The sequence below is a fragment of the Sorangium sp. So ce363 genome (assembly GCF_051520435.1).
In the GTDB taxonomy this organism is placed as follows: Bacteria; Myxococcota_A; Polyangia; order Polyangiales; family Polyangiaceae; genus Sorangium; species Sorangium cellulosum_B.
On sequence record NZ_CP150333.1, the window covers coordinates 9,542,556 to 9,565,562 of the forward strand.

Below are 23,007 nucleotides of genomic sequence, written 5' to 3' on the forward strand. Positions count from 1 at the left end.
CCCGTGGGACGCCGCGCATTTCCGCGCGTCCCCCGCCCCGTGGGACGCCGCGCGCTCCGTGGGGTTCCCCGCGCGGCCGTGCGGCGGACCAGGCGCGGCAGAAGCGCCGAGGTGCAGCGCTTGCGCTGAAAAATGTTTCGTGTACGAATCATCTCGGTCGTGCCGGCGAGGAGGGGTTCGCGATGTGGCAGCCGTTCACGGAAGAACATCAGCAGTTCAGGAAGACGGTGCGGGCCTTCGCAGAGAAGGAGCTCGCTCCTCATGTGGAGGAGTGGGAGTCGTCGGAGTGCTTTCCCAGCTGGGTGTTCAAGCGCGCCGGCGAGCTCGGGATCCTGGGCGCGCACTTCCCGGAGGAGCACGGCGGCGCCGGGCTCGACTACTGGTTCTCGGCGGCCAAGGCCGAGGAGCTCGTGCGCTGCACGATGGCGGGCGTCTCGATGGGGCTGCTCGTGCAGAGCGACATGGCGACCCCGGTGATCAGCGACATCGGCACGAAGGAGCAGATCGAGGAGTTCCTCAAGCCGGCGCTCGCGGGCGACAAGATCGCCGCGCTCGGCGTCTCCGAGCCGGCGGCCGGCAGCGACGTGGCCGGGATCCGGACGATCGCGCGCAAGGAGGGCGATGATTACGTGCTGAACGGGCAGAAGACGTTCATCACGAACGGGACGCGCGCCGATTTCGTGACGCTGCTCGCCAAGACGTCGCCGGACAAGGGCGCCCACGGCTGCTCGTTCTTCCTCGTGCCGACGGCGCTCCGCGGCTTCAACGTCGCGAAGAAGCTGAAGAAGATCGGCAACAAGTCCTCGGACACCGCGGAGCTCTTCCTGGAGGACGTGCGGGTGCCGGGGCGCTACCTGCTCGGCGAGCCCGATCAGGGCTTCGCGTACCTGATGCAGAACTTCCAGACCGAGCGGCTGGTCGCTGCGGTGAGCGCGATCGCGAGCTCGTTCATGACGCTCGACGGCACGGTCGAGTACGGGCGCGAGCGGGTGGCGTTCGGCAAGCCGATCATCAAGCGCGAGTCGTGGCAGCACAAGCTCGTCGACCTGTATACGCGCTGCGAGGCGGCGCGCGCGTTCGCCTACAAGTGCGTCGACCACTACAACGACGAGCGGTACGTGCGGAAGGTGCCGATCAGCTTCGACACGGTGAAGCTCATCTCGATGGCGAAGATCCTGGCCGGCGACGTGGCGAACGACGTCGTGGACACCTGCCTGCAGTTCCACGGAGGCTGGGGCTACATCGAGGACTTCCCGATCGCGCGCGCCTGGCGCGATCAGCGGCTCCTTCGCATCGGCGGCGGGACGACCGAGACGATGAAGTACTACCTGGCAAAGCTGATGAACTTCTGAGCGCCCCGCGGCCCGGCGGCCGCATCGCCGCCAGGCCGCGCGGAGCTCGCCGCTGGGAGCACCCACCCGGCAACGGGCGCAAACGCACGCAAACGGGCACAAACAGGCACAAACAGCCGCGAACCGACGCCCTCGGACACAAAAGCGCGCCGGTCGAAAAAAAGTAGAGACAAGCGGCGCGAGAGGCTGTAGATATGCCGCTCCCAACGACCGGGGCTGTAGCTCAGCTGGGAGAGCGCATGACTGGCAGTCATGAGGTCAGGGGTTCGATCCCCCTCAGCTCCACCGATAGGACCGAAGGACTCCTGTCTCTGTAAGGAGTCCGCAGCGCCGTGCCCGCTCGCCGGCGTGTCGGAGTAGAGAACCCGGACATGGCTCTCTCGCCTCACTGGGTCTTCCCGGAGCTCGACGCGAGCGCGGTGGGCGCGGCGCGAGCGCGGCAAGACACGCTGACCAAGCCGCGCGGCAGCCTCGGAGTGCTCGAGGACCTCGCCGTGGCGCTCGCCGGCATCCAGGGCGGGGCGCCCGCGAGCCGGCCTGCGGCGGCGGTGCTCTTCGCCGCCGATCACCCCGTCGCCCGGCACGGCGTGTCGGCGTACCCGCCAGAGGTCACGGCGGCGATGGTCGCGAACTTCGTGCGCGGCGGCGCCGCCGCCAGCGTCCTCTGCCGGAACCTCGGTGTCGATCTGCGGGTCGTGGACGTCGGGGTCGCCCACCCGTACGAGCGCGTCGACGGCGGCGATGGCGCGCGGCTGCGGCGCGATCCGGTCGCCGACGATCCCATCGGCGACCTGCGGGTCGAGGACGCGCTCTCGGAGGCTGTCTACGAGCGCGCGCTCCGCGCGGGCGCCGCGGAGATCGACGCGCTCGGCGGCGACACGCGCGTCGTCCTGCTCGGCGACATGGGCATCGGCAACACGACCGCGGCGGCGGCCATCACGGCGCTGCTCCTCGGGATCGCGCCGGAGGACGTCGTCGGGGCGGGGACCGGCGTCTCCGGCGACGCGCTGTCGCGCAAGATCGAGGTCGTGCGCGACGCGACGCGACGCGCGCAGGAGGCCTCGGGCGTCCAGCGCACCGACCCGCACCGCGTCGTGCAGGCGGTCGGCGGGAAGGAGATCGCCGCGCTGGTGGGCGCCATGGCGCGGGCGATCGAGCGGCGCATGGCGGTGCTCGTCGACGGCTTCATCGTCTCGACGGCGGCGCTCGCGCTCGTCCGGATGTGCGCCGAGGCGCGATCGGGCATGCTCTTCGCCCACCGCTCGGCCGAGCGCGGACACGCCCACGTCCTCGCGGCGCTCGACGCGCGCCCCTTGCTGGACCTCGGGATGCGGCTCGGCGAGGCGAGCGCGGCGCTGGCCGCGCTGCCTCTCCTCGACGCGGCCTGCGCCCTCCACGCCGGCATGGCGACGTTCGCGAGCGCGAGCGTGCCGGATCGCGCGCGGCCCGGGACTCCATGACGACGCCGCCGGTGCTGCGCGGCGCCCGCGCAGCGGCGACCTTCCTCACGCGCGTCCCGGTCGGCGGCTTCCCCTACGCCGAGGCGGACTGGCGCTGGGCCTCTGCCTGGTTCCCGTTCGTGGGCGCCGCGCTCGGCGCCGTCCAGGCCGCGGTGTGGCTGCTCGTCGATCGGAGCGGCGCGCTCGTCGCGGCGAGCGTCACCGTGGCCCTCGGGCTGCTGCTGACCGGGGCGTTCCACGAGGACGGCCTCGCGGACACGGCCGACGCGCTCGGCGGCGCGCTCGATCGCGCTCGGATCTTCGAGATCCTCAAGGACAGCCGCATCGGCGCGTTCGGCGCGGCGGCGCTGATCGTGGTCCTCGTGCTGCGCGTCGCCCTGCTCGCGCGGCTCGACGCCGCGGCGCCCGTCGCCCTCGTGCTGACGCAGTGCCTCTCGCGCACCCCGCCGATCTGGCTGATGGTCGCGCTGCCCTACGTGACCCAGAGCGGCTCGCGCAGCCGCCCCGTGGCGCAGGCGGCGCTCCCGCAGGCGCTGCTCGGCTCGCTCTGGCCGGCGCTCGCGCTCGCCGCGGCGCACGCCGCCGGGGCCCTCACGGCGGCCGAGGCGGCGGGCATGCTCGTCGCGGCCGCCGCCGCCGCGGCGCTCTGCGGCCTCCGCTTCCACGCCCGCGCCGGCGGGCTCACGGGCGACTTCCTGGGCGCTGCGCAGCAGATCGCCGAGTGCGCCGCGCTGCTCGCCCTCGCGCTCGTGCGGGGCGGCTGAGCCGCGGGCGCGCGCGTGGATCCCCTCACCCACGGCCTCATCGCCTTCCGCCACGCCCCCGTCGCGCTCTCCGGCGTCTGCTACGGCCGCCTCGACGCCGCCGCGGAGCTCCCCCCGGAGGCTGCAGCGGCCGCGATCGAGCGCGCGCTCCACGAGCTCTGCGTCCGCCCCGGCGTGGTCTGGTCGTCGCCGCTCTCCCGCTGCGCGCTCCCGGCCGCCGAGCTCGCGGCGCGCCTCGGGGTTCCGCGCGCGATCGACGATCGCCTCCTCGAGATCTCCTACGGCGCGTGGGAGGGGCGCGCCTTCTCGGACATCGAGCGCGACGACCCGGCCGCGTACGCCGCGTGGCTCGACGGCTGGGAGCGCGTCGGACCGCCCGGGGGCGAGTCGGCGCTCGAGGTCGAGTCCAGGGTGCGGTCGTTCTGGCGCGAGATCGGCGGCGCGGACGGCGCGGACGTCGCGTCCCGCGCGCGCCCGCACCTCCTGGTCGCGCACGCCGGGGTGCTGCGCGCGCTCCGGGTCGTCGCGTGCGGCGCCAGCTGGCCCGCGGCGATGAGCGCGCCGGTCCCTCACCTCACGGCCGAGCGCTTCCCTCTCCCTCCCTCCGCCCTTTCGCTGGCGGACCCCTGAGGGGCGCGTACCCTCGTCGGGCATGACCCCGCAAGAAGAGCTCGCGCTCCTGCTGCGCCCGGCGGCCGGAGGCCTCTACCTCGTCTCGACCGGCCGCGCGCAGCAGCTCGAGGTCCAGCGGCGGCTCTACGGCGCCGCGACCGAGGAGGAGGTCCTCGCGCGGTTCCGCGCGTCGTTCGACCGCATCGCCGGCGCGCGCGCCGTCTTGCTCGGCGTGCCCTCCGACGTCGGCGCGGGGTTCCTCCGCGGCTCCAACATGGGCCCGCAGGCCATCCGGACCGCGCTCCTCGACGCCTTCCCGGACTTCCCCGAGCGGGCGCGCGAGGTCGGGCTCGTCGACATCGGCGACGTGTTCGTCGTGCCGCAGCTCCTGCACGACGACATGCTCTCGGAGGCGCAGAAGGCCGCTTCGCGCCGCGCGCTCTACCCTGGCGTGCCCGAGCCCGTGGCGTCGCGGCTGCCGGTCTCGCCGCTCTCCATCGCGGAGCGCGCGCTCGATCTCGTCTTCTCGATCAACCCGGGCGTCGCACCCATCGTGCTCGGCGGCGATCACTCCACGGCCTTGCCGGTCGCGCGCGCGCTCGCCCGCGCGCGGAAGCGGCCGTGGGGCATCGTCCAGCCGGACGCGCACACCGATCTCCTCGAGGAGCGGCTCGGGATCGCGTACTGCTTCGCCACGTGGTCGTACCACGCGAACGAGCTGGTCGGGCGGGGCGGCCGGCTGACGCAGGTGGGGGTCCGCGCGTCGCAGAAGCCGCGCGAGCACTGGGAGAGCCGCTACGGCGTGCGGCAGTTCTGGGCGGCCGAGTGCCGCGCCGATCCGGCGGCGGCGCTCGACGCCATCGTGGCCCACGTGAAGAGCACCGGCGTCGAGGGCGTGTATTTCTCGAACGACATCGACGGCACGGACGCCGCGTACGCCGATGCCACGGGGACGCCGGAGCCGGACGGCCTGTCGCCCGAGTTCGTCGTGGCGCTCATCCGCCGGCTCGGGCGCGAGGTCGGCCTGATCGGCGGCGACGTCATGGAGGTCGCGCCGGCGCTCCAGCCGACGCCGGAGAGCGCGGCGCGCACGGTCGCGCTGGCGGCGCGCTACCTGCGCGAGACGATCGAGGCCACGGTCGGCCGCGCGCTCGCCTGACGCCGCTCAGGGCTCGGGGCCTGTGGCCGCGGGCAGGGCGGCGTCGCGGGCCCAATCGCTCCAGGACCCCTCGTAGAGGATCGCGTCCTCGCGGCCGAGCGTCGTCAGGGCGAGCAGGTCGTGGCAGGCGGTGACGCCGGAGCCGCAGTAGCAGACCACGGTGGCTGCATCGAGCGCGCCGAGGTCGCGGTAGCGCCGCTCGAGCGCCGCGCGCTCGCGGAAGGCGCCCCCGGGGGCGCTGAGGTTCTCGACGAAGGGGGCGGAGCGGGCGCCGGGGATGTGGCCCGGGCGGGCATCGACGGGCTCGGTCTGCCCCTCGTAGCGCTCGCGGGCGCGGGCATCGAGGATCACCGCCGCGGAATCGCGGCGCAGCCTGTCGACAGCCGCCCTGTCGGCGACCGGGGCGCCGCCGGGTGCGAGATCCATGGCGGGCGCTTCCGCGATCGTGGGTGCCGCGGTCGAGAGGGGGTATCCCGCGGAGGTCCACGCCTGGAGTCCCCCGTCGAGCACGCGCCCGCCTGGATGACCGAAGTAGCGCAGCAGCCACCAGAGACGGGCGGCGATGGCGCCCCCGGCGTCGTCGTAGCCGACGACCACCGAGCCGGGGATGACCCCGCTGCGGGCGAGGACGCGCGCGAACGCCGCCGCGTCGGGCAGCGGGTGGCGGCCTGGTCCGCCGTGCGCCGGGCTGGAGAGATCGGCATCGACGTCGAGGTGGACGGCGCCCGGGATGTGCCCGCGGGCGTACTCGTCGGCGCCGCGGCGGCCGCCGAGATACCAGCGGCAATCGACGACCCGGACGCGGGGATCGCCCGTGTGCGCTGCGAGCCAGGCGACATCGACGAGCGGACCGGCGGGCACGAGGAAGGGATCGCTCATGGGCGAAGGGTACCCACCCTGCTCGCGCCGGGCCACATCGCATCCTCGCCATGCTCGACCTGCTCGGCTGTGCCCGGTGGCGCTGGGCAGCCGCACGCGACTCCGGCGCTCGACGGAGCGCCCCGAAGCGACGGTATTTGCAAGCATTTTTGACAGTTGAGATCGGGCCTGGGGGCATCAGGCATGAATGTCAATCGGCGCGTGCAGCACGCCTGTATGCGACGATAGCCGCCACAAACCGCTTGATTTTCAAACGCATTACTCGCCCTACCCGCCCCGCAGCACCTGCCCACCCCGGAGGACACCCCTGGCCTCGCTCAGCGCTTCACCGAGCGAGAGCCGCCAGCGCCACGGGCGACGTGCTCACAAAAGTGCGGTTTCACCAGATCCATTCATCGATCACGCCTCGCCTCGAACGTCCGACGGAATCGAAGCCTTTCCCTTTGTTTCAACCGGCGAGAGAGCTATACTTTTCTCTCTAACCACTTTAATCACGATCCATGAAACTTCGACTCTCAAACTTCGCCGCCGCAGTGGTCCTCACCCTCCTGTCAGCGCTTTCAGGCTGCTCCGACGATGGAAGCACCGGCAGCTCGGAAGCCGGCACGAGCACTACCTCGAGTACGTCCGGGTCCGGCGGGCAGGGCTCGGGCGGGGATGGCGCCGGAGGGGCCACGGCCTCGAGCTCGACCTCCGCTGCAGCCGGCGGTGGCGGCTCAGCGGTCGACCCGACCTTTGAAACGGTCAGAGCGGTCGTCGCGAATGCTGGCTGCTCCGATGCGAGCTGCCACAACGGCGAGGCGGAACCGAGGCTGCTCGACGACGACACCCTCTACGCGACCCTGACGACGCACATCTCCGAGGCTTGCGGAGACATTCCGCTCGTCACCCCCGGCGAGCCAGAACAGAGCGCCCTCGTCAAGATCCTCAAAGGCCCCTGCTGGGATATCGCCCGCATGCCCAATGGATGCGTCGGTGAGCCCGGCCCGGAATACACGTGCCTGCCCCAGACATACATCGACGCGATCGAGCAGTGGGTCGCCAACGGCGCGCAGCAGCAGCAGTGAGCGGCCGATGACAACGACGCGGGCTCCGCCCCGGAGCTCCGCGTCGTTGTGCTGGTGGCACGAGGTCATCGCACCCTCTGCGACCCAGCGCCAAGCAAAAGGCCCCTCCTGAGGGAGGGGCCTGGTTTTCATTTCGCCCAAGCCGGCAGACCCGGCACGAGCGACGATCAGCCGTTCGCGCGAAGCGCCTTGAACTCACCAGCGTCCTTGATGGACACTGGATTGTTCTCGCTGGCGAAGAGCTTGGTGTCGTCGTGCTTGCCGAAGTGGGTCACCTCTGCCGAGCCACCGATCGCCGGGAAGCCGTCCGCGCCGGCCTTCACCCCGATGGCGTTCAGCAGGTTGCAGAAGTACTTGTTGATCGGCTGCGTGGCGACATCCGGCGGCGTCCCCGTGCCATCGATCTCGCCGAACTCGAGCTTCGTCTGGCCCGGCCCGCAGGCAGCCTCGCTGTTACCGACGGCCAGGTCAGCCTTGCCACCTTCGACGTTCACCGCCTGACCCGTCTTGAAGTAGCCGCCGCAGCTACCTGCCTGGAGGATCGGCAGGTTGTTGAGGTTGTGGCTGTTGCCGTCGGAGTCTTCCTGGAACCAGACGGTCGCGGTGTTGTCGAGGAGCTTCCCCTCGCCCTCGTCGATGCTGTCGAGCCGACCGACGAGGTAAGCGAACTTCTTCGCGTACCAGTCGTCGATCTGCTGAATCATCTCGATGACACCAGGAACGCAATCACCACCCATGTTGGCGTCGCCAACGCGGTGGGAGATGCCATGGGAGTCCTTCGAATGATTGATGCCGTCCCACTTGAACGTGAGGGTCCCGGGGAACTTCATGAAGATGACGCGGTTCTGGTCGCAGATGGCCGAAAGCACCGCGAGGTCCATCATGACGTTCGTCGATTTCGACAGGTCGATCCCGAGGCCACCCCCTTGCGAGGCCGCCTGCACGGACTGGGCCGTCAACCCGAGCGCCTCTGCCTGGGCGGCGCTGCACTGGGCCCTGACCGTGTTCGTGGTCTGGTGGAGGAGGTCCTTCCAGTCGGAGAGCCGCTGCTTGTCCGCCTGGCTCATCCTGACCCGCTCGAGGGTCTCCAGGTCCTCCCGCACGACGTCGATCACGCTCTTGCCGCGGGCCACCTTGTACGTATCCTGCGACACGGGACCCTGACCGAAGAGGCCCGTGAGGTTGTTGTAGATCGTCGTCGGAGACCCGATGCCGGGGAAGATCTGCTTGGGCTTGTCGTACGAGAAATTGGAGAACGAGTCCTGCCGCACCCCGCCGATCTGCATCACGAGGGGAGCGGCGCCGTTGGGGTTGACCTGCTCCGCGGCGATGTGATCGAGCGACCGCCCGGTCGACTTCGCGTTGAACTTGTCGCTCTCGGGCGTCACCGGGTAGCAGGTGAAATACGACCCCATGACCTGACCGTGGGGGTCGTTGTTCTGGCCGTGGGTCCGCCCGAAGCTCCACTCGTTCATCCCCCGGATGCCACGGGGCATCAGGAGCTTCTTTGCAAAGGGAGCGAGGTGCTTGAGCGTCGTCGCCTCGTAATCGGCGGCGGTCAATTCGCCATGGGACTTCTTCGGGAACCACCGGTTCGTCAGGCAGCCATAGTGCGTGAAGAGCACGATCAGCCGCTTCGGAGCGCCGCCGCCGGCCGACTGCGCCTCGGCGTCACGCTCGGCAACAGAGCCCAAGAAAGGTGCAGCGACGACGGCTCCACCCAGGCCTCGGAGGAATACTCTTCGGTTAAGGTTCTTCATCATGGTCGTATTCCTTCTCAATTCCCGAAGATGGTGCGCAGGCGGAACGAATCGGCCTGGGTAAGATCCGTGAGCAAATTGATGATGGTGTAGCCGTCGTTGGACAGCTTGTCGCTGAGCTCGTTGACGGTGCAGGCGTCGTTCGTGTTCGGCACCCTCCGGCGGGCCCAGGAGACCCACTGCTCGGCATAGTGACGCTTGGCGATCGCACCAGCACCGAGCTCGGTCATCATCTCGAGGGGAGTCGTGATCGTCTTGGTGTTGGTGTCGCTGAAGTAGACGTCGCCCGTCGCGTTGATGTCGCCGCCGAGCGGATCCTTCGTCTGCACCTTGCCAACGGAGTCGAACCTCTCGAGCACGAAGCCCGGCGGGTTGACGAGCTTGCTGTGGCAGTCGACGCACCCCGCAGGGGAGGTCAGCGCCTCGATGGCCTCACGCTCCGTGGAGAACGGGCCCGGAGGCCGCGGCGTCTGGTCCGCGCCGGGCGTCGGCTTCAGGGTGAGCCCGAGCAGCCTGTTGGCGACGTACGCGCCCCGGAGGATCGGGCTCGTGGCGCCGAAGGACGAGTAGGAGCTCAGGAACCCAACGCGGGTCAAGAACCCCGGCCGCTCCTTCGGGTCGAGCTCCACCCGCGTCAGCTCCGCGCCATAGTCGGCGGCGTTGAGCCCATAGATCGGAGCGGTGTCCCTGTTCACGTAAGCGACGTTGCTGAGGAAGATGTCCTTGAACGACCCCCCCTCGAACGCCACCTCCTCGAAGAAGGCGTCGATCTCAGCCAGCATCGGAGCGACGATGTCCGGGGAGTAGTCGGGGAACTTGGTCGTGTCGTGCTCGACCTGTCCCCAGTGCGAACCCTCACGAACGTCCGCATAAGCACGATGGAACAGGGCCACGATCGGCGCCGTCTTGGTGCGGTCCTGAACCATCCGCTCCGCCTGCGCGAGGATCTGCTCCCTGGTGGTGAGCTGACCCGCGTCTGCGGCGGTGTTCAAGGCGTCATCCGGAATGGAGCCCCAGAGCAGGAACGCGAGCCTCGTCGCCACCTCGTGGCTGGAGAGCTTGATGGCGCCGTTCTCCGTGTCATCCGTCAGCTCGGGGACCGTGATGAACGAGGGCGAAGCGAGCATGGCGAAGAGGATGGCCTCGGCGACCTCCGCGGGCGTGCCCTTGGGCTCCAGCGCGTTGAACCGCATGTAGCGCTGCACCTCTTCGTCCGTCACCGGGCGGCGGAAGGCCTTGCGGCCGAAATCGCGGATCGTCGACTCGAGGCACCCGGCCGCCGCCGGATCGCAGGCGATGAACTTGGACTTGTTCGCCCCAGCCATCACCTCGGCGGCGATGCTCTCGGCAGCCACGAGGTAGGAGTTCCAGGCGATGTCCGTCATGCTGCCCTCGAAGTCGGACACGAGGAGAGAGGACGGGTTGCCCGTGGGAGCGTTCGGCACGCTCGTCACACCGAGCAGATCCCTCACCACCGCGTCGTACTCCCGGTTCAAGAGCCGCGGGACCTGAGACGTCGCCCAGATGCCGGGAGTGCAGACATCCGGGTCGCCGGGGTCCGGCTCCACCGGCCCGCCCCCCGTACCGGTGCCAGAGGTCTCCCCGCCACCGGAGGAGACCCCTGGTTCACCGGGTGCTATCTCGCCAGTGCAACCAGCGAGAAAAGTTGATGACGTCAAAAATGTTGCCGTACCAATGTACGCTAGTTGCCGCAGCGTTCGCATAATGTGACTATCCCCGACGTGCGTCGAGCTGATCCCCCTGCGCATGATTCCAACGCGGGCCCGACCGACTCGGGGAGCTGGCGCTGGCCAACCCGTCGCCTCGGGCCGCTGGGGTTGCCGAGCTTACTGGCACCTTGAGCCGCGCCGTCGCCCTCGGGGATGAGGTGGCGGCCCGGGTTGTCTGCGAAGCGATCGGTCGGCTGTTCGGGCTGCCTTGATCTCGCTGTTCCCGGTCGTGAGATCGGGCGAGCCGTCCTCGACGTTGACGGCCCAGCCGGTCTTGAAATAGCCGCCGGCGCCGCCAGCCTGGATGATCGGACGCTCGAAGTCGTGCTCGCCAGGTCGACGTTCTCTTGCGTCGCGCCGAGCGCCATGGCGAGGGACGTGTCGCACTGCGAAGAAGCCACCACGCTTCCCGTCGCGTTGAGGAGCTCCTTCCAGGCTGCGAGCTTCTGCTTAATGGATACAAACGCCCGGCCGCCCCTCGGAACGCCCCCCGAATGCCCGCGTCTGCCGCGTCTCCATCACCCTTACAATGCCCGCAGGCCCGCGAACGTATTTGTATTTCGCCCGGCCAGCCGCGTTCGTCGAGCGGCCCTCGCCTCAGGCTCGAGCGCAGAAGCGGCGCCAGATGTCGCGGTAGATCGACTCGAGATTGAGGGCGAAGCGCGGGCCGTCCATGAGCGGCGACTGCTTCATGCGATCGCGCAGCGTTCGGCGAAGCTCGCCCAGGTGCTCGAGGTCCTCGGCGAGCGAGCTGGCGACCCGAACGTAGTCTTCCGGCGTCGACGCGATGAGCTCCGGCAGACCCAGGTTCATCGCCTGGCAGACGCCGGCGCGGCCGACCACGGTTTCACCTGCGAGGGTCACCACCGGGACGCCCATCCACAGCGCGTCGAGGCTCGTGGTGTGGCCGTTGGAAGGGAACGTATCGAGACAGATGTCGATCTCGCGGTACCTTCGCAGATAGTCGAGCCGCCCGCACCGATCGACGAACTCGATCCGATCGAGCTGGACGCCCCCTTCCTCGAAGATCGAGCGCACCCGGTCCCGCGCCCTTCCCTGAGGCGCCATGAGCGTGAGCCGCGACCTGGGCACCGCGGCCAGCACCCTCGTCCAGACATGAAGCACCCCTTCATTCACCTTCCGGAAGTGGTTCAGGCAGCCAAAGTTGACCCTCCCCTCCGCGAGAGCGGGGAGAGCGCTCACGTCGGGCACGTCGGTGAGCGGGTCGTAGCACCAGAAGGAGTCGGGGAGCCGAAGGGTCTCCTCCGTGTAGACGTCCGTGTTTGCGCCGGGGGGATCGAGGAAGGGATCGGACAGACGATAGTCCATCGATTCGAGGCCGGTCGTCCCGGGGTACGCCAGCCAGCACACCTGAAGGGGAGCGGGCCGGCGGGCAAAGACCAGGACGCGGCGGTCAGTCATATGCATGGTGAGATCGACCAGGATATCGATCTGATCCCGTCGAATGACCTCGGACAGGGCAGCGTCGTCCAGCGCCGCGACCTCGCGAAAAACGTCGGCATGACCGCGAATGCGATCCGTCAGGTTATCCGGCTTGTCCGTGCTCGAGTAGCAGAAGATCTCGAACTGCCGGTGGTCATGGTTCTGGAACAGCGGGATCGTGAAGAGAGACTGGACGTGCGTTCGGAAGTCGGGTGACACGTAACCGATGCGGAGCCGCCGGTCGGACGAGCGATCGGTCTTGTGAGGGGGAGCCTGCGCGGTGAGGGGGCGGGCATGCCGGGCATTCCACGCGCGCGCCTCGGCCAGGATGTCGCCCTCGGTGACGTTCGGCCAGAACGGCATGTTGAAGAGAAGAGCGCTGTGCGCAGCGGGGTCGTCGGGACACAGGGCGACCGCTTCGCGGTACATCGCCTGGGACTCGTCGAGGAGCCCCGACTCGCCGAGCGCGGCGGCGAGATAATCCCGAGCGACATGGAAGTTTCGGTCGATCTCGAGCGCTCGACGCAGATCGTCGATCGCTTCGTCGAAACGGCCGGCGTCCGCGTGAATCGCGCCGAGCGCAGTGTACGCGTTGGCCATCCGCGGATTGAGCTTCAGCGCCACGCGGTACCAGGCCGCCGCGTCGTCCGACCGGCCGCCGAGGCGCAATGTCTCGCCGAGGGCCGCCAGGGCATCGGATGCGCTCAAGCTCGACTCGGGGCTGCGCGTCGCCGCCGGACCGACCCCGGCGGCAGCACCCCGTTGGTCCCTCAGGCTCGTGAGGCGCTCGCCAGCCTGCAATAACCCAGGTTCGAGATCGCGAGCGCGCTCGTAGCACGCCGCCGCCGCGTCCAGGTCCCCTTGCTCCTCGAACGTGAGAGCAAGGTTGAACACCGCTTCGGCGAAGTCGGGCTTCCGCGCGACGGCCATGAGCAACACGGCGACCGCCTGGGGTCTCCGGCCGAGACAGCGATACACGTCGCCGAGATGCGACAGGTAGAGGGCGTTGTTCGGGGCGACGCGGACGGCTCGCTCGAGAAGCGCGGCGGCCTCCGCGAGCCGACCGGATTGGACGGTGATCACGCTGAGAAGAAGCAGCGCGTCGCCATGCCCGGGCGATTGCTCGAGCGCGCCGCGATAGAGGAGCTCTGCGCGATCGACTTGCCCGGCCCGATGAAACTGCACTGCCAGTTCGAAGAGCGAAGCGGCGGTCACGGGGAGTTCCTTGTCGAAAGAGTGCGGGATCTCGCTGAGCAGGATGGCTGCGCCCTGGCGCTGAGCGCAAGCCGGTTTTCATGTCGACCGGCCCGTCCAGCATGGCTGTACGATGGGAGGGCCACTTCGAGGAGCTTGACTTTCGGATCGCGCTCGGGGCTCCTCGCCCCTCCCGACGTTGTTCGTGCCGGACCAAGTCAAGCAACCGAGCTCGGGCGGGACGCCTGGCGCGGCGAAGAGCCCTGCTGACATGGTGCGACGAGGAGCAACGACGCGACGCGCCCGCGTCTGCCTGGTGACGGGAGGTCTCGAGAGGCGCTCAGCGCACGTGAGACCGGCTTGAGCGCACAAAGCACGAGTGCCAATCGACCCGTACAGCATGGCTGTACGCCAGGATGGCCTCCACGAACCGCTTGATTTTCGGGTGGCGTTTGCTCATTCTACCCGCACAAGAGGACGTTCCACGTCTCGCGCAGCTCTTGCCTGGGGGCGACGTGGCTCGCGCGTCGCCTCTGCAATCCGAAGCTCGAAGCCTTTTGCTTCGATCCACGGGAACGAGAGCTAAACCTTCTCTCTCACCATCCTCGTCGTGAACCATGAAATTTCGATTCTCAAGCTTCATCGCGGCAGCATTCGTCGCCATCCTGTCACCGCTTCCAGGCTGCTCCGACGACCCTGACGATACCGGCGCTGGAGGCGCCGGCGGCACGGAGGCCGGAAGCACGAGCGCCAGTGTGTCTGCCTCGAGCGCGGTCGGGTCCGGCGGTTCGGGCGGGGCTGGCTCGACCAGCGCGAGCACCGGTGGCGACGGCGGCTCGACCGGCAGCGGCAGCGGGCAAGAACCGACGTTCGAGACGTTGCAGTTCGTTATACAAAACGCGTGCTTCGGGGCGGGTTGCCATAACGACGATATGAACCCCCTGAACTTGATGGTCGACGGCGAGCTCCACATGAGGGTGAGCTCCCACGTAACCAAGAATTGCGGAGATCTCGTCGACACCGAGAATCCGGAAGAGAGCGCGCTCATCAAGATCCTGAAGGGGCCGTGCGGCGGAACTCCGCGAATGCCCCTTGAATGCGTCAACGATGGGGATGCCAAGTGCATACCCCCCGACTACATCGAAGCGCTCACGCAATGGATCGCGGACGGCGCGCAGGAGTAGCCGGGCTTGGCGAGTAGCCGCCGACGGGTTGCGGCGCCCCACGGGCGCATCGTGTCATGGGACAGCCGAGCGACCCGTCGGATGGTCTACTGCTTTGCCATCGCGCCTGCCGGATATGCCGCTTGATCAGCTCCGGGCATGTCCACGGTGTTCGTCTCGAAGGCCCAGCTGCCACCCGGCGGGATCTGGACTGCGCCGGTGGCGATCGCGACGCCGAGCGGGCGCCCGACGCGATTGACTGAGAAGACCGTGACAGAGGGATCGCTCACCGCCACGTCGAGCCCGTTGAAGAGCGTGCCCGTGTACACCGTGCCGGCGCCACCCGTCACGGCCTTCACTTCGCTGGCGGTGAGGCCATCGATGGGAACGACGTCGAGAGCGAAGTAAGGGCACCGGTAGACGACGTATCCCACATCTTCGATCACGATGTCCGAGGGCAGATCCGTCACCGAGGTCATGGTCACGTCACCTGGACCCACGCACGCAGCGATCGCGTCCGAGCCATCCGTGACTCGATAGAAATGCTGAGTCAGCAACCCGTTGATCCCGGATGCCAGGGACTGCTGAGCCTTGTTGTAGAGCTCGACGGAGAGGGCAGCGCTGCAGGCCGGGGTATCCCCGTCGTTCCGCAAGGCGGCGTAGAGCTCGGTGTTGGTCGGTCCTTTGCGGAGAGTTAGCGCGATCACGTTGAGCACGCCGTTCCCGCCGGGGAGCGCCAGGATGGTGAGGTCTTCGGGGACGATGAGCGCCTCGTCACCAGTGTCCCCGCCCACCCCGGCGCCGTCGCTCGCCTCGCTCGAGCAGGCCAGCGGGACGAGCACAGCAGCAGGGATGAGGAAACGCTTCGCCAGCATGAACATGAGAAGAGATGCCCAGCCTATCGCTGCCCGCCATCGTTGGACAGCACGGAGTCGCGCCGTGAGGCGCACCTCGAAGAGCGGCAACTTCGCGATGCCCGCGGTCGCCGACCGTGCACAAGCGCAAAGACCCCTTCGGTAAGAAGGGGTCTTTGGACCCGAGCTCGTCGGGGTGTTCAGGACCTGGCGCCGAGAGTGCTCAGGCCTTGAGCTCCGTGAACCCGCCCGGATTCTTGATCGAGGCGCCGGCGACTGCGCCCTTCCCACCGATGAACTCTTCCGTCTTGTCGGAATAGCCGAACTTGGTCACCTCCGCGGAGCCACCCTTCGCGGGGAAGCCGTCCGCGCCCGCCTTCACGCCCATGGCGTTCATGATGTTGCAGAAGTACTTGTTGATCGGCGCGTTGCCGACCTTCGAATCGGTCCCGGTGCCTTGGTTGATACCGTTGACCTGGCCGCTGCCGTTGGCGCACTGCGACTCGCTGTTGCCGTTCGTCGGTGTCGACGCGGGGTCAACGTTGATGATCTGACCGGTCTTGAAGTAACCGCCGCCGCTACCGGCCTGGATGATCGGCGCGTTGTTGAGGTTGTGCGCGTTGCCGTCCGACATCTCGTTGAACCAGATAGCGACGCTGGTGTCGAGGACCGTCTGCCCATTGCCCTGGGGGATGCTGTCGAGCATTCCGACGAGCTTCGCGAACTTCTGCGCGTAATAGGTGTCCACCTTGACGAGCCACTCGAGCGCGTTGGGCAGGCAGCTGCCGGTCATGCCGGCGTTGTCGAGGCGGTGCGAGAGGGAGTGCGACTCCATCGTGATGCCGAGCCCCTTGAAGTTGTAATTTCCCGGGTACTTCAGGAAAATGACGGGGTTGGCGTTGCAGGCGGCCGCGAGCGCCGCGATGGCCGAGCTGATGTCCGCTCCATCCAGATCGCCGGAGACCTTGGTCGTGAGGACGTCGACGCCCAGGCCGCCCGACGACGCCTTGGAGGCGTTCGCGGACGTCGCGCCGAGCATCGCGCCGAGCTCCTCGCTGCACTGCGCGGAAGCCACCACGGTCCCCGTCTGGTTGAGGAGCTCCTTCCAGGCCGCGAGCTTGCGCTTGTCGGCCTGGCTCATGTCGAACCGCTCGAGCGTCTGCAGATCATCCTTCACGAGGTCGAGGATGCTCTTGCCGCGGAGCGCCGCGTAGGTGTCCGGATTCATCGGCTGCCCCGTCTGGAAGAGGCCCGTGAGGCTGCTGAAGGCCTGCGACGCGTTGAGGCCCCTGAAGATGGTCTCGGCGGCGGAGTAGGAGATCGCCGACTGAGAGTTGTCATTCTGGCCAGCCGTGGCGATGAGCAACGGCGTGCCCTGCGGGCTGAGCTGCTGGGCCATGACGTGATCCAGCGAAGGACCGACAGGCTTCGCGTTGAACTTCGTCGCCTGGTTGAAGCTGAACGGGTCGTTGCTGTTCGGAGTGACCGGCTGGCAGGTGAAGAACGACCCCACGATCTGCGTGTGGGAGTCGTTCCCCTGTCCGCGCTTCATGTTGGAGGTCCACTCGTTCATCGAGCGGATGCCGCGCGGCATGAGGAGCTTCTTCGCGTAGGGAGCGAGGGCCGCGAGGCTCGTCGACTGGAGGTCAGCAGCCGTGAGCTCACCCTGGGTCTTCGTGGGGAACCACTTGTTCGTGACGCACCCGTAGTGGGTGAACATCACGATGAACGCTTTCCCACCCGAAGCGGTCTGGGCCTTTGCGTCGCGCTCCCACACGGAGCTGAGGAACGGCGCGGCCAGGGCGGCTCCGCCCAGGCCACGAAGGAAGATTCTGCGGTTCAGTTGCTTGCTCATGGTCAAGTTTCCTCAGCTTTCACGGCGTTTCGCGGACGCGCACGCGGAAGGAATCCGCTTGAGTGAGATCGGCCAGCAGGTTGAGGATGCTGTAGCCCCCCTCAGACAGATTCATGTCGATCTGATCGACGACGCACTTATCTTTCCCGTTCGGATCCCGCCCGAAGGCATAGGAGACCCACGACTCAGCGTAAAGCTGCTTGGCCTTCTGAAGCTGAGCGATTTCCTGCATGAGCGCCAGCGGAGAGGAGATCTCCTTCACGTTACCGTCGCCGAAGTCGATGGTGTTCGTCGTGACGCTTGCGTCGATCGCACCACCAAGAGGATCGGTCGTCTGCCACTTTCCGATGCCGTCGAAGTTCTCCATCACGAATCCCGGAGGATTGATGACCGAGTGGCAGCCTTTGCAGGATGCCGGCTCCGTCAGCTTTTCGATCCTCGCGCGTTGCGTTGCGAAGTCGCCCTGAACGGTCTGCATGGTGGCGCCGGGGATGGGCGGCCCCGGATTGACGCCGAGCAGGTACACCGAGATGAACGCGCCTCGCAGGATCGGGCTCGTGGCGTCGTAGCCCGCGTAGGAGCTCAAGAACCCGACGCGCGTCAGGAAGCCCGGCCGCTGGTTGGCGTCCAGCTCCACCTTGGTCAGCTCGGTGCCGTAGCTCGCAGGATCGAGCCCATAGATCGCCGCGTTGTCCTTGTTGACGAAGGCGACATTGCTGAGGAGGAGGTCGTCGAACGAACCGTTCTCGAACGCGATGTCTTCGAAGAAGGCGTCGAGCTCTGCCTGCCAGCTGGGCTTGGCGGCGTCGGAGTACAACGGATACGTCTCGGTGTCGTGATCCATCTTCCACCAGTGGGCGTTTCCATTGTTCATCTGCGCCCAGTTGCGATGGAATGCCGTCACGAGCGGCCCGGTCTTCTCGCGCACAGCGATCATGCGCTGCGCCTGGGCCAGAATCTGCTCCTTGGTCTGGAGCTCGTTGCTGTCGGCCGCCGCGCTCAGCACCTCGTCCGGAGCGGAGCCCCAGAGCAAGTACGAAAGCTTCGTCGCCACCTCGTAGCTGGACAGCTTGATGCCCTGACCCGACGCATCCGCGTCGGTCGCCAGCTCGGGGAGCATGAGGAACGACGGCGACACGAGGAAGCCGACCAGCGTTGCCTCGGCGACCTCGGCGGGCGTCCCTGCCGGCGTAATCTGGCCCAGCTTCTGGAACCGCGCCACCTCCAGATCGGTCAGCGGGCGACGGAACGCCTTGCGGCCGAAGGTCTTGATGGTCTGCTCCAAGCAGCCGGCCGCCGCAGGATCGCAGCTGATGAACTTGGACTTGTTCGACCCAGCCATCACCGCCTTGGCGATCTTCTCGGCAACCTCTTGATAGAGACGCCACGCGTCAGGGGTCATCGGGCCGTCGAAGTCGTCGACGAGCTGCTCGGACGGCAGCTTGCTGTCGACGCTGGTGACGCCAAGGAGATCCCGCACCGTATTGTCGTACTGCCGGTTCAGCAGCCGAGGGATCTGGCTCGTGATCGGGATGCCGGGGATGCACTTCTCGGGGGGACCGTTGTCGGGCTCGTCCGTGCCCCCCGAACCGGTGCTGCCGCTGCCGCTGCCGCTGCCGCTGCCGGAGGTCTCCCCGCCGCCGGTGATCTCACCATCGCCGGGCGCTATCTCGCCGGTGCACCCAGCGAGGAAGGTCAATGAGGTGAAAAATGTTGTCGTACCAATGTACGATAGTTGCCGTAACGTTCGCATGACCTCACTATTCCCGGTCCGCACCGAAGTGATCATGGGAGCGGATCAAAAGTTATGAATCAGTCCGAGGGTCGCCATCCGGGAGATCACGCGCGTCTGGCCGACCGCTTCCTCTGGAGACGTGATAGTGAAACACCGGCGTACGAGCGGCGCCCTGATGCCCTCTTCGACCTCGAGAAACTGCCCGATTGGCGCGCGGACGCCGAGTTCGCTGCGGAACAGCGACGCGCGCGGGCCGCTGCAGGGGCCGCCAAGCGCGTCATTGCGACGCGGCGCGGCGGCGCGATCGGAGCCATAAAAACGCTCTCCTCGGCCGCCCCGTCGAGCTCGAGCGCCGCGGAATGGAGAGTACGCGTGGACCACGACACCGCACGAGGCGCCGTCGACGTTCGGGGGATGTCCCTCGCTGTGCCCGTCGATCACGCCGCAACGCGGCGTTGACGTCGAGCCCTGCGCGCGCCAGCGGCGCGCGGGCGATTCAACCTTCCTCTAGATAGAGCTCCATCCGCGCGAGTTCTCAAACTAAAAAGTGCGCCCGCGAGATACAACCATGCTGGATAGCGCCAATGGGAACGGAGCATCTGTCGCCGGGCTCGAGCGGCCGATCGACAGCAGCTAAGGAGCGCTCGACGAGAGCTCGCTCGGCCGCGAGAGGCCGGCGCTTCTTGCGCGGGCGCACGGGTCTCACGAATCCAGTAGGTCCCCAAATGTGCAACCATGGCATTCCAAACCTCGTGTCATTCGTGGGCAACGCGCCGCATCACCCAACGTGAGGACCATCACGCCAATCGGGTCATCTGCGGTCGGGGCGGTCACTTCTGGCTCGGAAAGCCGGGTTTGCTCGCGACGTCGTCGACGCGGTTCATGGGAGGGCGCGGCCTCCCCTTCCTCCGCGGCCTTCGCGAGAGCGGGCGCGCGGCCCCGCTCGACCAGGCGTTGGGTCGATGATGTGCGGGTGTCGACCGGGCGCGTCGAGGCGCTCGTCGAGGAGATTCGCCCGGCGGCCGCTGAGAACGCGGGGGCTACCGCGGATGAAGACTCGGTGTCGTCGTCGTGGAGTCGTGGGCTTTTGGACTTGAACACTCGCTCTCCAGGCTTCAGCAGGTTGGCGCTTGCCCGTGAGGCGGTGTGACGCTAGCGTGAGCCCTCGGAAGCCAGCTTCCCTGCCCCGCGCCCTCTGCACAACGATGCAATCGAAGTCCTTGGTCGTCATCGGGGCTGTCGCTCTTGCCCTCCCTCTCGCATGCTCGGCGAGCCCCCCCGATGATGGGGCGGGCAACGGCGGGAGCGGACCCGGCAGCGGCGGGGATACTGCCAGCGGCGGCTCGTCGGGGAGCGGTGGAGTCCTCCTGCCAGTGGGCGGAACCGCGAGCAGCGGAGGCGGGGGCGGCGGCGAGGCGGGAGCTGGCTCGAGCGGCTCGGAGGCGGGCGGGGGCGGCATGGGCGGGGACCCTGGCGAGGGCCTTCATTTCGTGCCGGAAGGCTTGTCCAGCACCGACATGGACGAGGAAGGGGCTGGGCTCAAGCTGGTCGCCTTCACCCTGGTGCAGGGGGCGACGGGCCCGGAGCTCTACGCCGCGGTCAGAAATGACGGGGAGACCCCGTCCTGCGACGCCGGCCTGATGTTTTACTTCATCGACAAGGCCGAACAGCTCGTGACAACCTGGGGCGGCAGCTTGCTCAGCGGTCGGCTCTATCGGCTGGACGACGGCTCTGGCGTGATGATCCCCTGCATCGGCCCGGGCGAGATCGCGATGACGGGCTCAGCGGATCTCCCAGGTGACCTCGTGATCGAGGAGCTCGGGTATCTGAAACACAGGTTTCCGGCCTTCACCGTGGACGTGGTCCCCGTCGATGCCGTCAACGTCAGCGAGGTGAAGACCGTCGGCAGAGGCGCCGGGAACGCCTACATGGGCACGCTCGAGAACCGACTCGATGTGGCAGTGAGCGATCCCAAGATAACGGTCTTCCCGGTGAATCGAGTCGGACGACCGCTCGGCATGGCGACGAGCAGCGCGGCCGCCGACATTCCGCCCGGCGGGATCTGGACCTTCGAGACGACTACCGTGGACGATGTCGGCGTTGGTCACGTCGCCTATCCGACGGTTTCGGTTCCTCCGTGAAGCGGGGTGCAGGTTCGTGTGGTACGGATTCGGCCAGGGGCAGGCGAATGAGGCGCAGGAAGGTACGCCGCAGCGAGCCGAACGGCGCGGATGAGCCCGTAGCGCGGGCCGCGCCCGATCGCAGAGAGGCGCGACATGCCCTGTGGCCTTTGACTCCGCCGCGATGCTGCCCCCGCCTCCCGCGCGTCCGCGCGCTCGCCTACAGTTCACCACGAGCGCGCCGATCCTACCCCCGGCCCGAAGCGACCCAGTGAGCCCCATCCTCTCCCTCTGCGACGGCTACCAGCTCGACCTCTCCGACTACGCGCGCACCGGGCTGCGGGTCGGCATCTGGGCCTCCTCCGGCCGGGGCAAGAGCTTCGGCGTCGGGGTCCTCTGCGAGGAGCTGCTCGCCGCCGGCATCCCTGTCGTCGCGATCGATCCCGAGGGGGAGCTCTACACGCTGCGCGAGCGGTTCCGCGTCCTCGTCCTCGGGGGCGCCCACGCGGACCTGCCGCTGCCCTCCGGCGAGCGCGCGGCGGAGATCGCGCTCGCGAGGGTGCTCGACGAAGGGCTCGGCCTCATCGTCGATCTGTCGGATCAGCCGACGAGCCGCTCCCAGCAAGAGGCCGCGCTCCCGTTCCTCGAGCGGCTCTGGGTCCTCCTCTCGGAGCGCCGCGCCCCGGCGGCCGTCGTGATCGAGGAGGTGCACATCTTCGCGCCTCAATCGGGCGCGTCGCTCACCTCGGACATCTTGCACCGGTTCGCGAAGCAGGGCCGCAAGCGCGGCGTCCTCCTCGTCGTCGCCAGCCAGCGCACGCAGGCGGTCTCGAAGGAGCTCATGAGCCAGCTCAACTTCCCCGCCATCGGCGGCTTCGAGATCGAGCGCGACTACGACGCGGTGAGGGCGCTCGTCGACGGGCACACGTTCGAGGAGTTCCGCGCGCTCCCGGCCGGCGAGTTCTTCCTGCCCGCCGCCGGGGGATTCGAGCGCTGGCGCGCCCGCCACACCGCCCACGGCGGCGAGGCGCCGAGCTGGACCGGTGAGCCCGGCGGCGTGCCGCGCGTCGCGGACGCCACGCTGAGCACGCTCCTCGACGAGCTGCGCGAGGCGCTCGCGGCCGAGAGCGCGAGCCAGCAAGGCCCGGATCCGAGCGCCGCGCTGCGGGCCGAGATCCGCCGGCTCCAGCAGCAGCTCGCCCGGGCCGACGAGGCGCGCAGAGCCGCCGAGGCCGAGGCCGGGCAGCTGCGCACCGCGCTTCAGGTGGCCGGCGTCGTCAAGGTGGTTATCCAGAGCGAGATCGTGGCGCGCGTTGGCCATGGCGAGGTCGCGCAGGCGCCGGCGGCTGCCGCTCCGCGCGCCCCCGCGGCTCCCGCGCTCGGCGCGCCCATGGACCGCGTCGCTGGGGCGCCCGCGCTCGCGCCCGCCGCGGCATCGGGCGGCGCGGCCGTGAAGATCATCGCGAAACCGGCCTCTCCGTCGCTCCGGGATCTCGCGATGCCGGCCACCACGATGCTCGAGGTGCGCGGCGTCAAGCAGATGGTGAGCGCCGCGAGGAGCCACGCGCGGCGCCGATCCCCCCGGTCCGTGGCGCACGTCGCGCTGGCCGCGAAGCTGCTCGCCCGCGGCGCGGCGCTGACCGCGGAGGAGCTCGCCGCCCGCGGCGGCTCACGCAGCCAGGTCGAGATCCGGCGCGCCGCGCACGCGCTCACCGCGCTCGCCCGCGCGGGCTTCGCCTCGCTCCAGGGCGGCCGTCACGCGCTCAACGAGGCGGCCGTGCTCCGCGCGATCCAGAGCGGCTGACGAGAGGCGGCTCCGAGCCGAGCCCTGGCGGGGCGCCCAGACGCTCGCGGCGCGCA

16 protein-coding genes and 1 tRNA gene are annotated in these 23,007 nt (G+C 68.5%); 10 read left to right on the forward strand and 7 right to left on the reverse strand.

Annotation, left to right across the window (positions count from 1 at the left end):
* Positions 1 to 182: 182 nt before the first annotated feature.
* The 6 genes from WMF12_RS35885 (at position 183) to WMF12_RS35910 (ending at position 5,347) form a co-directional block, all read left to right on the forward strand.
* On the forward strand, positions 183 to 1,352 hold the full coding sequence (locus WMF12_RS35885; RefSeq protein ID WP_012239515.1) for an acyl-CoA dehydrogenase family protein: 1,170 nt from the start codon (positions 183 to 185) through the stop codon (positions 1,350 to 1,352).
* A gap of 212 nt (positions 1,353 to 1,564) precedes the next feature.
* Positions 1,565 to 1,637, forward strand: a tRNA-Ala gene (locus tag WMF12_RS35890).
* Positions 1,638 to 1,723: 86 nt separating this feature from the next.
* Complete coding sequence (gene cobT, locus WMF12_RS35895) at positions 1,724 to 2,812, forward strand: nicotinate-nucleotide--dimethylbenzimidazole phosphoribosyltransferase (RefSeq protein WP_437852481.1); 1,089 nt, start codon at positions 1,724 to 1,726, stop codon at positions 2,810 to 2,812.
* Entirely contained in the window at positions 2,809 to 3,576 is a 768-nt protein-coding gene (locus tag WMF12_RS35900; protein WP_437741210.1) for an adenosylcobinamide-GDP ribazoletransferase, read from the forward strand. Before cobT ends, WMF12_RS35900 begins: the two co-directional genes overlap by 4 nt.
* Positions 3,577 to 3,591: 15 nt before the next feature.
* The gene (locus WMF12_RS35905) at positions 3,592 to 4,206 is read left to right on the forward strand and encodes a histidine phosphatase family protein (RefSeq protein ID WP_437852482.1); all 615 of its coding nucleotides are present in this window, start codon (positions 3,592 to 3,594) and stop codon (positions 4,204 to 4,206) included.
* A gap of 22 nt (positions 4,207 to 4,228) precedes the next feature.
* Complete coding sequence (locus WMF12_RS35910) at positions 4,229 to 5,347, forward strand: arginase family protein (protein ID WP_437741212.1); 1,119 nt, start codon at positions 4,229 to 4,231, stop codon at positions 5,345 to 5,347.
* Between the two features lie 6 nt (positions 5,348 to 5,353).
* On the opposite strand, the gene WMF12_RS35915 is transcribed toward WMF12_RS35910, so the two are convergent.
* Positions 5,354 to 6,226, reverse strand: a complete 873-nt coding sequence (locus WMF12_RS35915) for a sulfurtransferase (protein ID WP_437741213.1) — start codon at positions 6,224 to 6,226, stop codon at positions 5,354 to 5,356.
* Between the two features lie 500 nt (positions 6,227 to 6,726).
* On the opposite strand from WMF12_RS35915, the gene WMF12_RS35920 reads away from it, so the two are divergent.
* The gene (locus WMF12_RS35920) at positions 6,727 to 7,293 is read left to right on the forward strand and encodes a hypothetical protein (RefSeq protein WP_437852484.1); all 567 of its coding nucleotides are present in this window, start codon (positions 6,727 to 6,729) and stop codon (positions 7,291 to 7,293) included.
* Positions 7,294 to 7,460: 167 nt separating this feature from the next.
* Here WMF12_RS35920 and WMF12_RS35925 read toward each other — a convergent pair whose 3' ends face one another.
* The 3 genes from WMF12_RS35925 to WMF12_RS35935 form a co-directional block, all read right to left on the reverse strand.
* A complete protein-coding gene (locus WMF12_RS35925) occupies positions 7,461 to 8,987 on the reverse strand; it encodes a DUF1552 domain-containing protein (protein WP_437852486.1) in 1,527 nt (508 codons plus the stop codon).
* Between the two features lie 83 nt (positions 8,988 to 9,070).
* On the reverse strand, positions 9,071 to 10,621 hold the full coding sequence (locus tag WMF12_RS35930; RefSeq protein WP_437852488.1) for a DUF1592 domain-containing protein: 1,551 nt from the start codon (positions 10,619 to 10,621) through the stop codon (positions 9,071 to 9,073).
* Positions 10,622 to 11,380: 759 nt separating this feature from the next.
* The gene (locus WMF12_RS35935; protein WP_437852490.1) at positions 11,381 to 13,441 is read right to left on the reverse strand and encodes a tetratricopeptide repeat protein; all 2,061 of its coding nucleotides are present in this window, start codon (positions 13,439 to 13,441) and stop codon (positions 11,381 to 11,383) included.
* 596 nt (positions 13,442 to 14,037) lie between these two features.
* Here WMF12_RS35935 and WMF12_RS35940 point away from each other — a divergent pair.
* Positions 14,038 to 14,604, forward strand: coding sequence for a hypothetical protein (locus tag WMF12_RS35940; protein WP_437852492.1), 567 nt, complete (start codon positions 14,038 to 14,040; stop codon positions 14,602 to 14,604).
* An 86-nt stretch (positions 14,605 to 14,690) separates the two neighbouring features.
* Here the strand turns inward: WMF12_RS35940 and WMF12_RS35945 are convergent, their stop codons facing one another.
* The 3 genes from WMF12_RS35945 to WMF12_RS35955 form a co-directional block, all read right to left on the reverse strand.
* Positions 14,691 to 15,464: a hypothetical protein gene (locus WMF12_RS35945; RefSeq protein ID WP_437852494.1), complete on the reverse strand. Its 774-nt coding sequence runs from the start codon at positions 15,462 to 15,464 to the stop codon at positions 14,691 to 14,693.
* A 196-nt stretch (positions 15,465 to 15,660) separates the two neighbouring features.
* Positions 15,661 to 17,292: a DUF1552 domain-containing protein gene (locus WMF12_RS35950; protein WP_437741220.1), complete on the reverse strand. Its 1,632-nt coding sequence runs from the start codon at positions 17,290 to 17,292 to the stop codon at positions 15,661 to 15,663.
* Positions 17,293 to 17,311: 19 nt separating this feature from the next.
* Complete coding sequence (locus WMF12_RS35955) at positions 17,312 to 19,081, reverse strand: DUF1592 domain-containing protein (protein ID WP_437852496.1); 1,770 nt, start codon at positions 19,079 to 19,081, stop codon at positions 17,312 to 17,314.
* A gap of 1,403 nt (positions 19,082 to 20,484) precedes the next feature.
* On the opposite strand from WMF12_RS35955, the gene WMF12_RS35960 reads away from it, so the two are divergent.
* Complete coding sequence (locus tag WMF12_RS35960; RefSeq protein WP_437852498.1) at positions 20,485 to 21,168, forward strand: FxLYD domain-containing protein; 684 nt, start codon at positions 20,485 to 20,487, stop codon at positions 21,166 to 21,168.
* Positions 21,169 to 21,418: 250 nt separating this feature from the next.
* Complete coding sequence (locus WMF12_RS35965; RefSeq protein WP_437741223.1) at positions 21,419 to 22,951, forward strand: helicase HerA domain-containing protein; 1,533 nt, start codon at positions 21,419 to 21,421, stop codon at positions 22,949 to 22,951.
* The last annotated feature ends 56 nt before the right edge of the window (positions 22,952 to 23,007 follow it).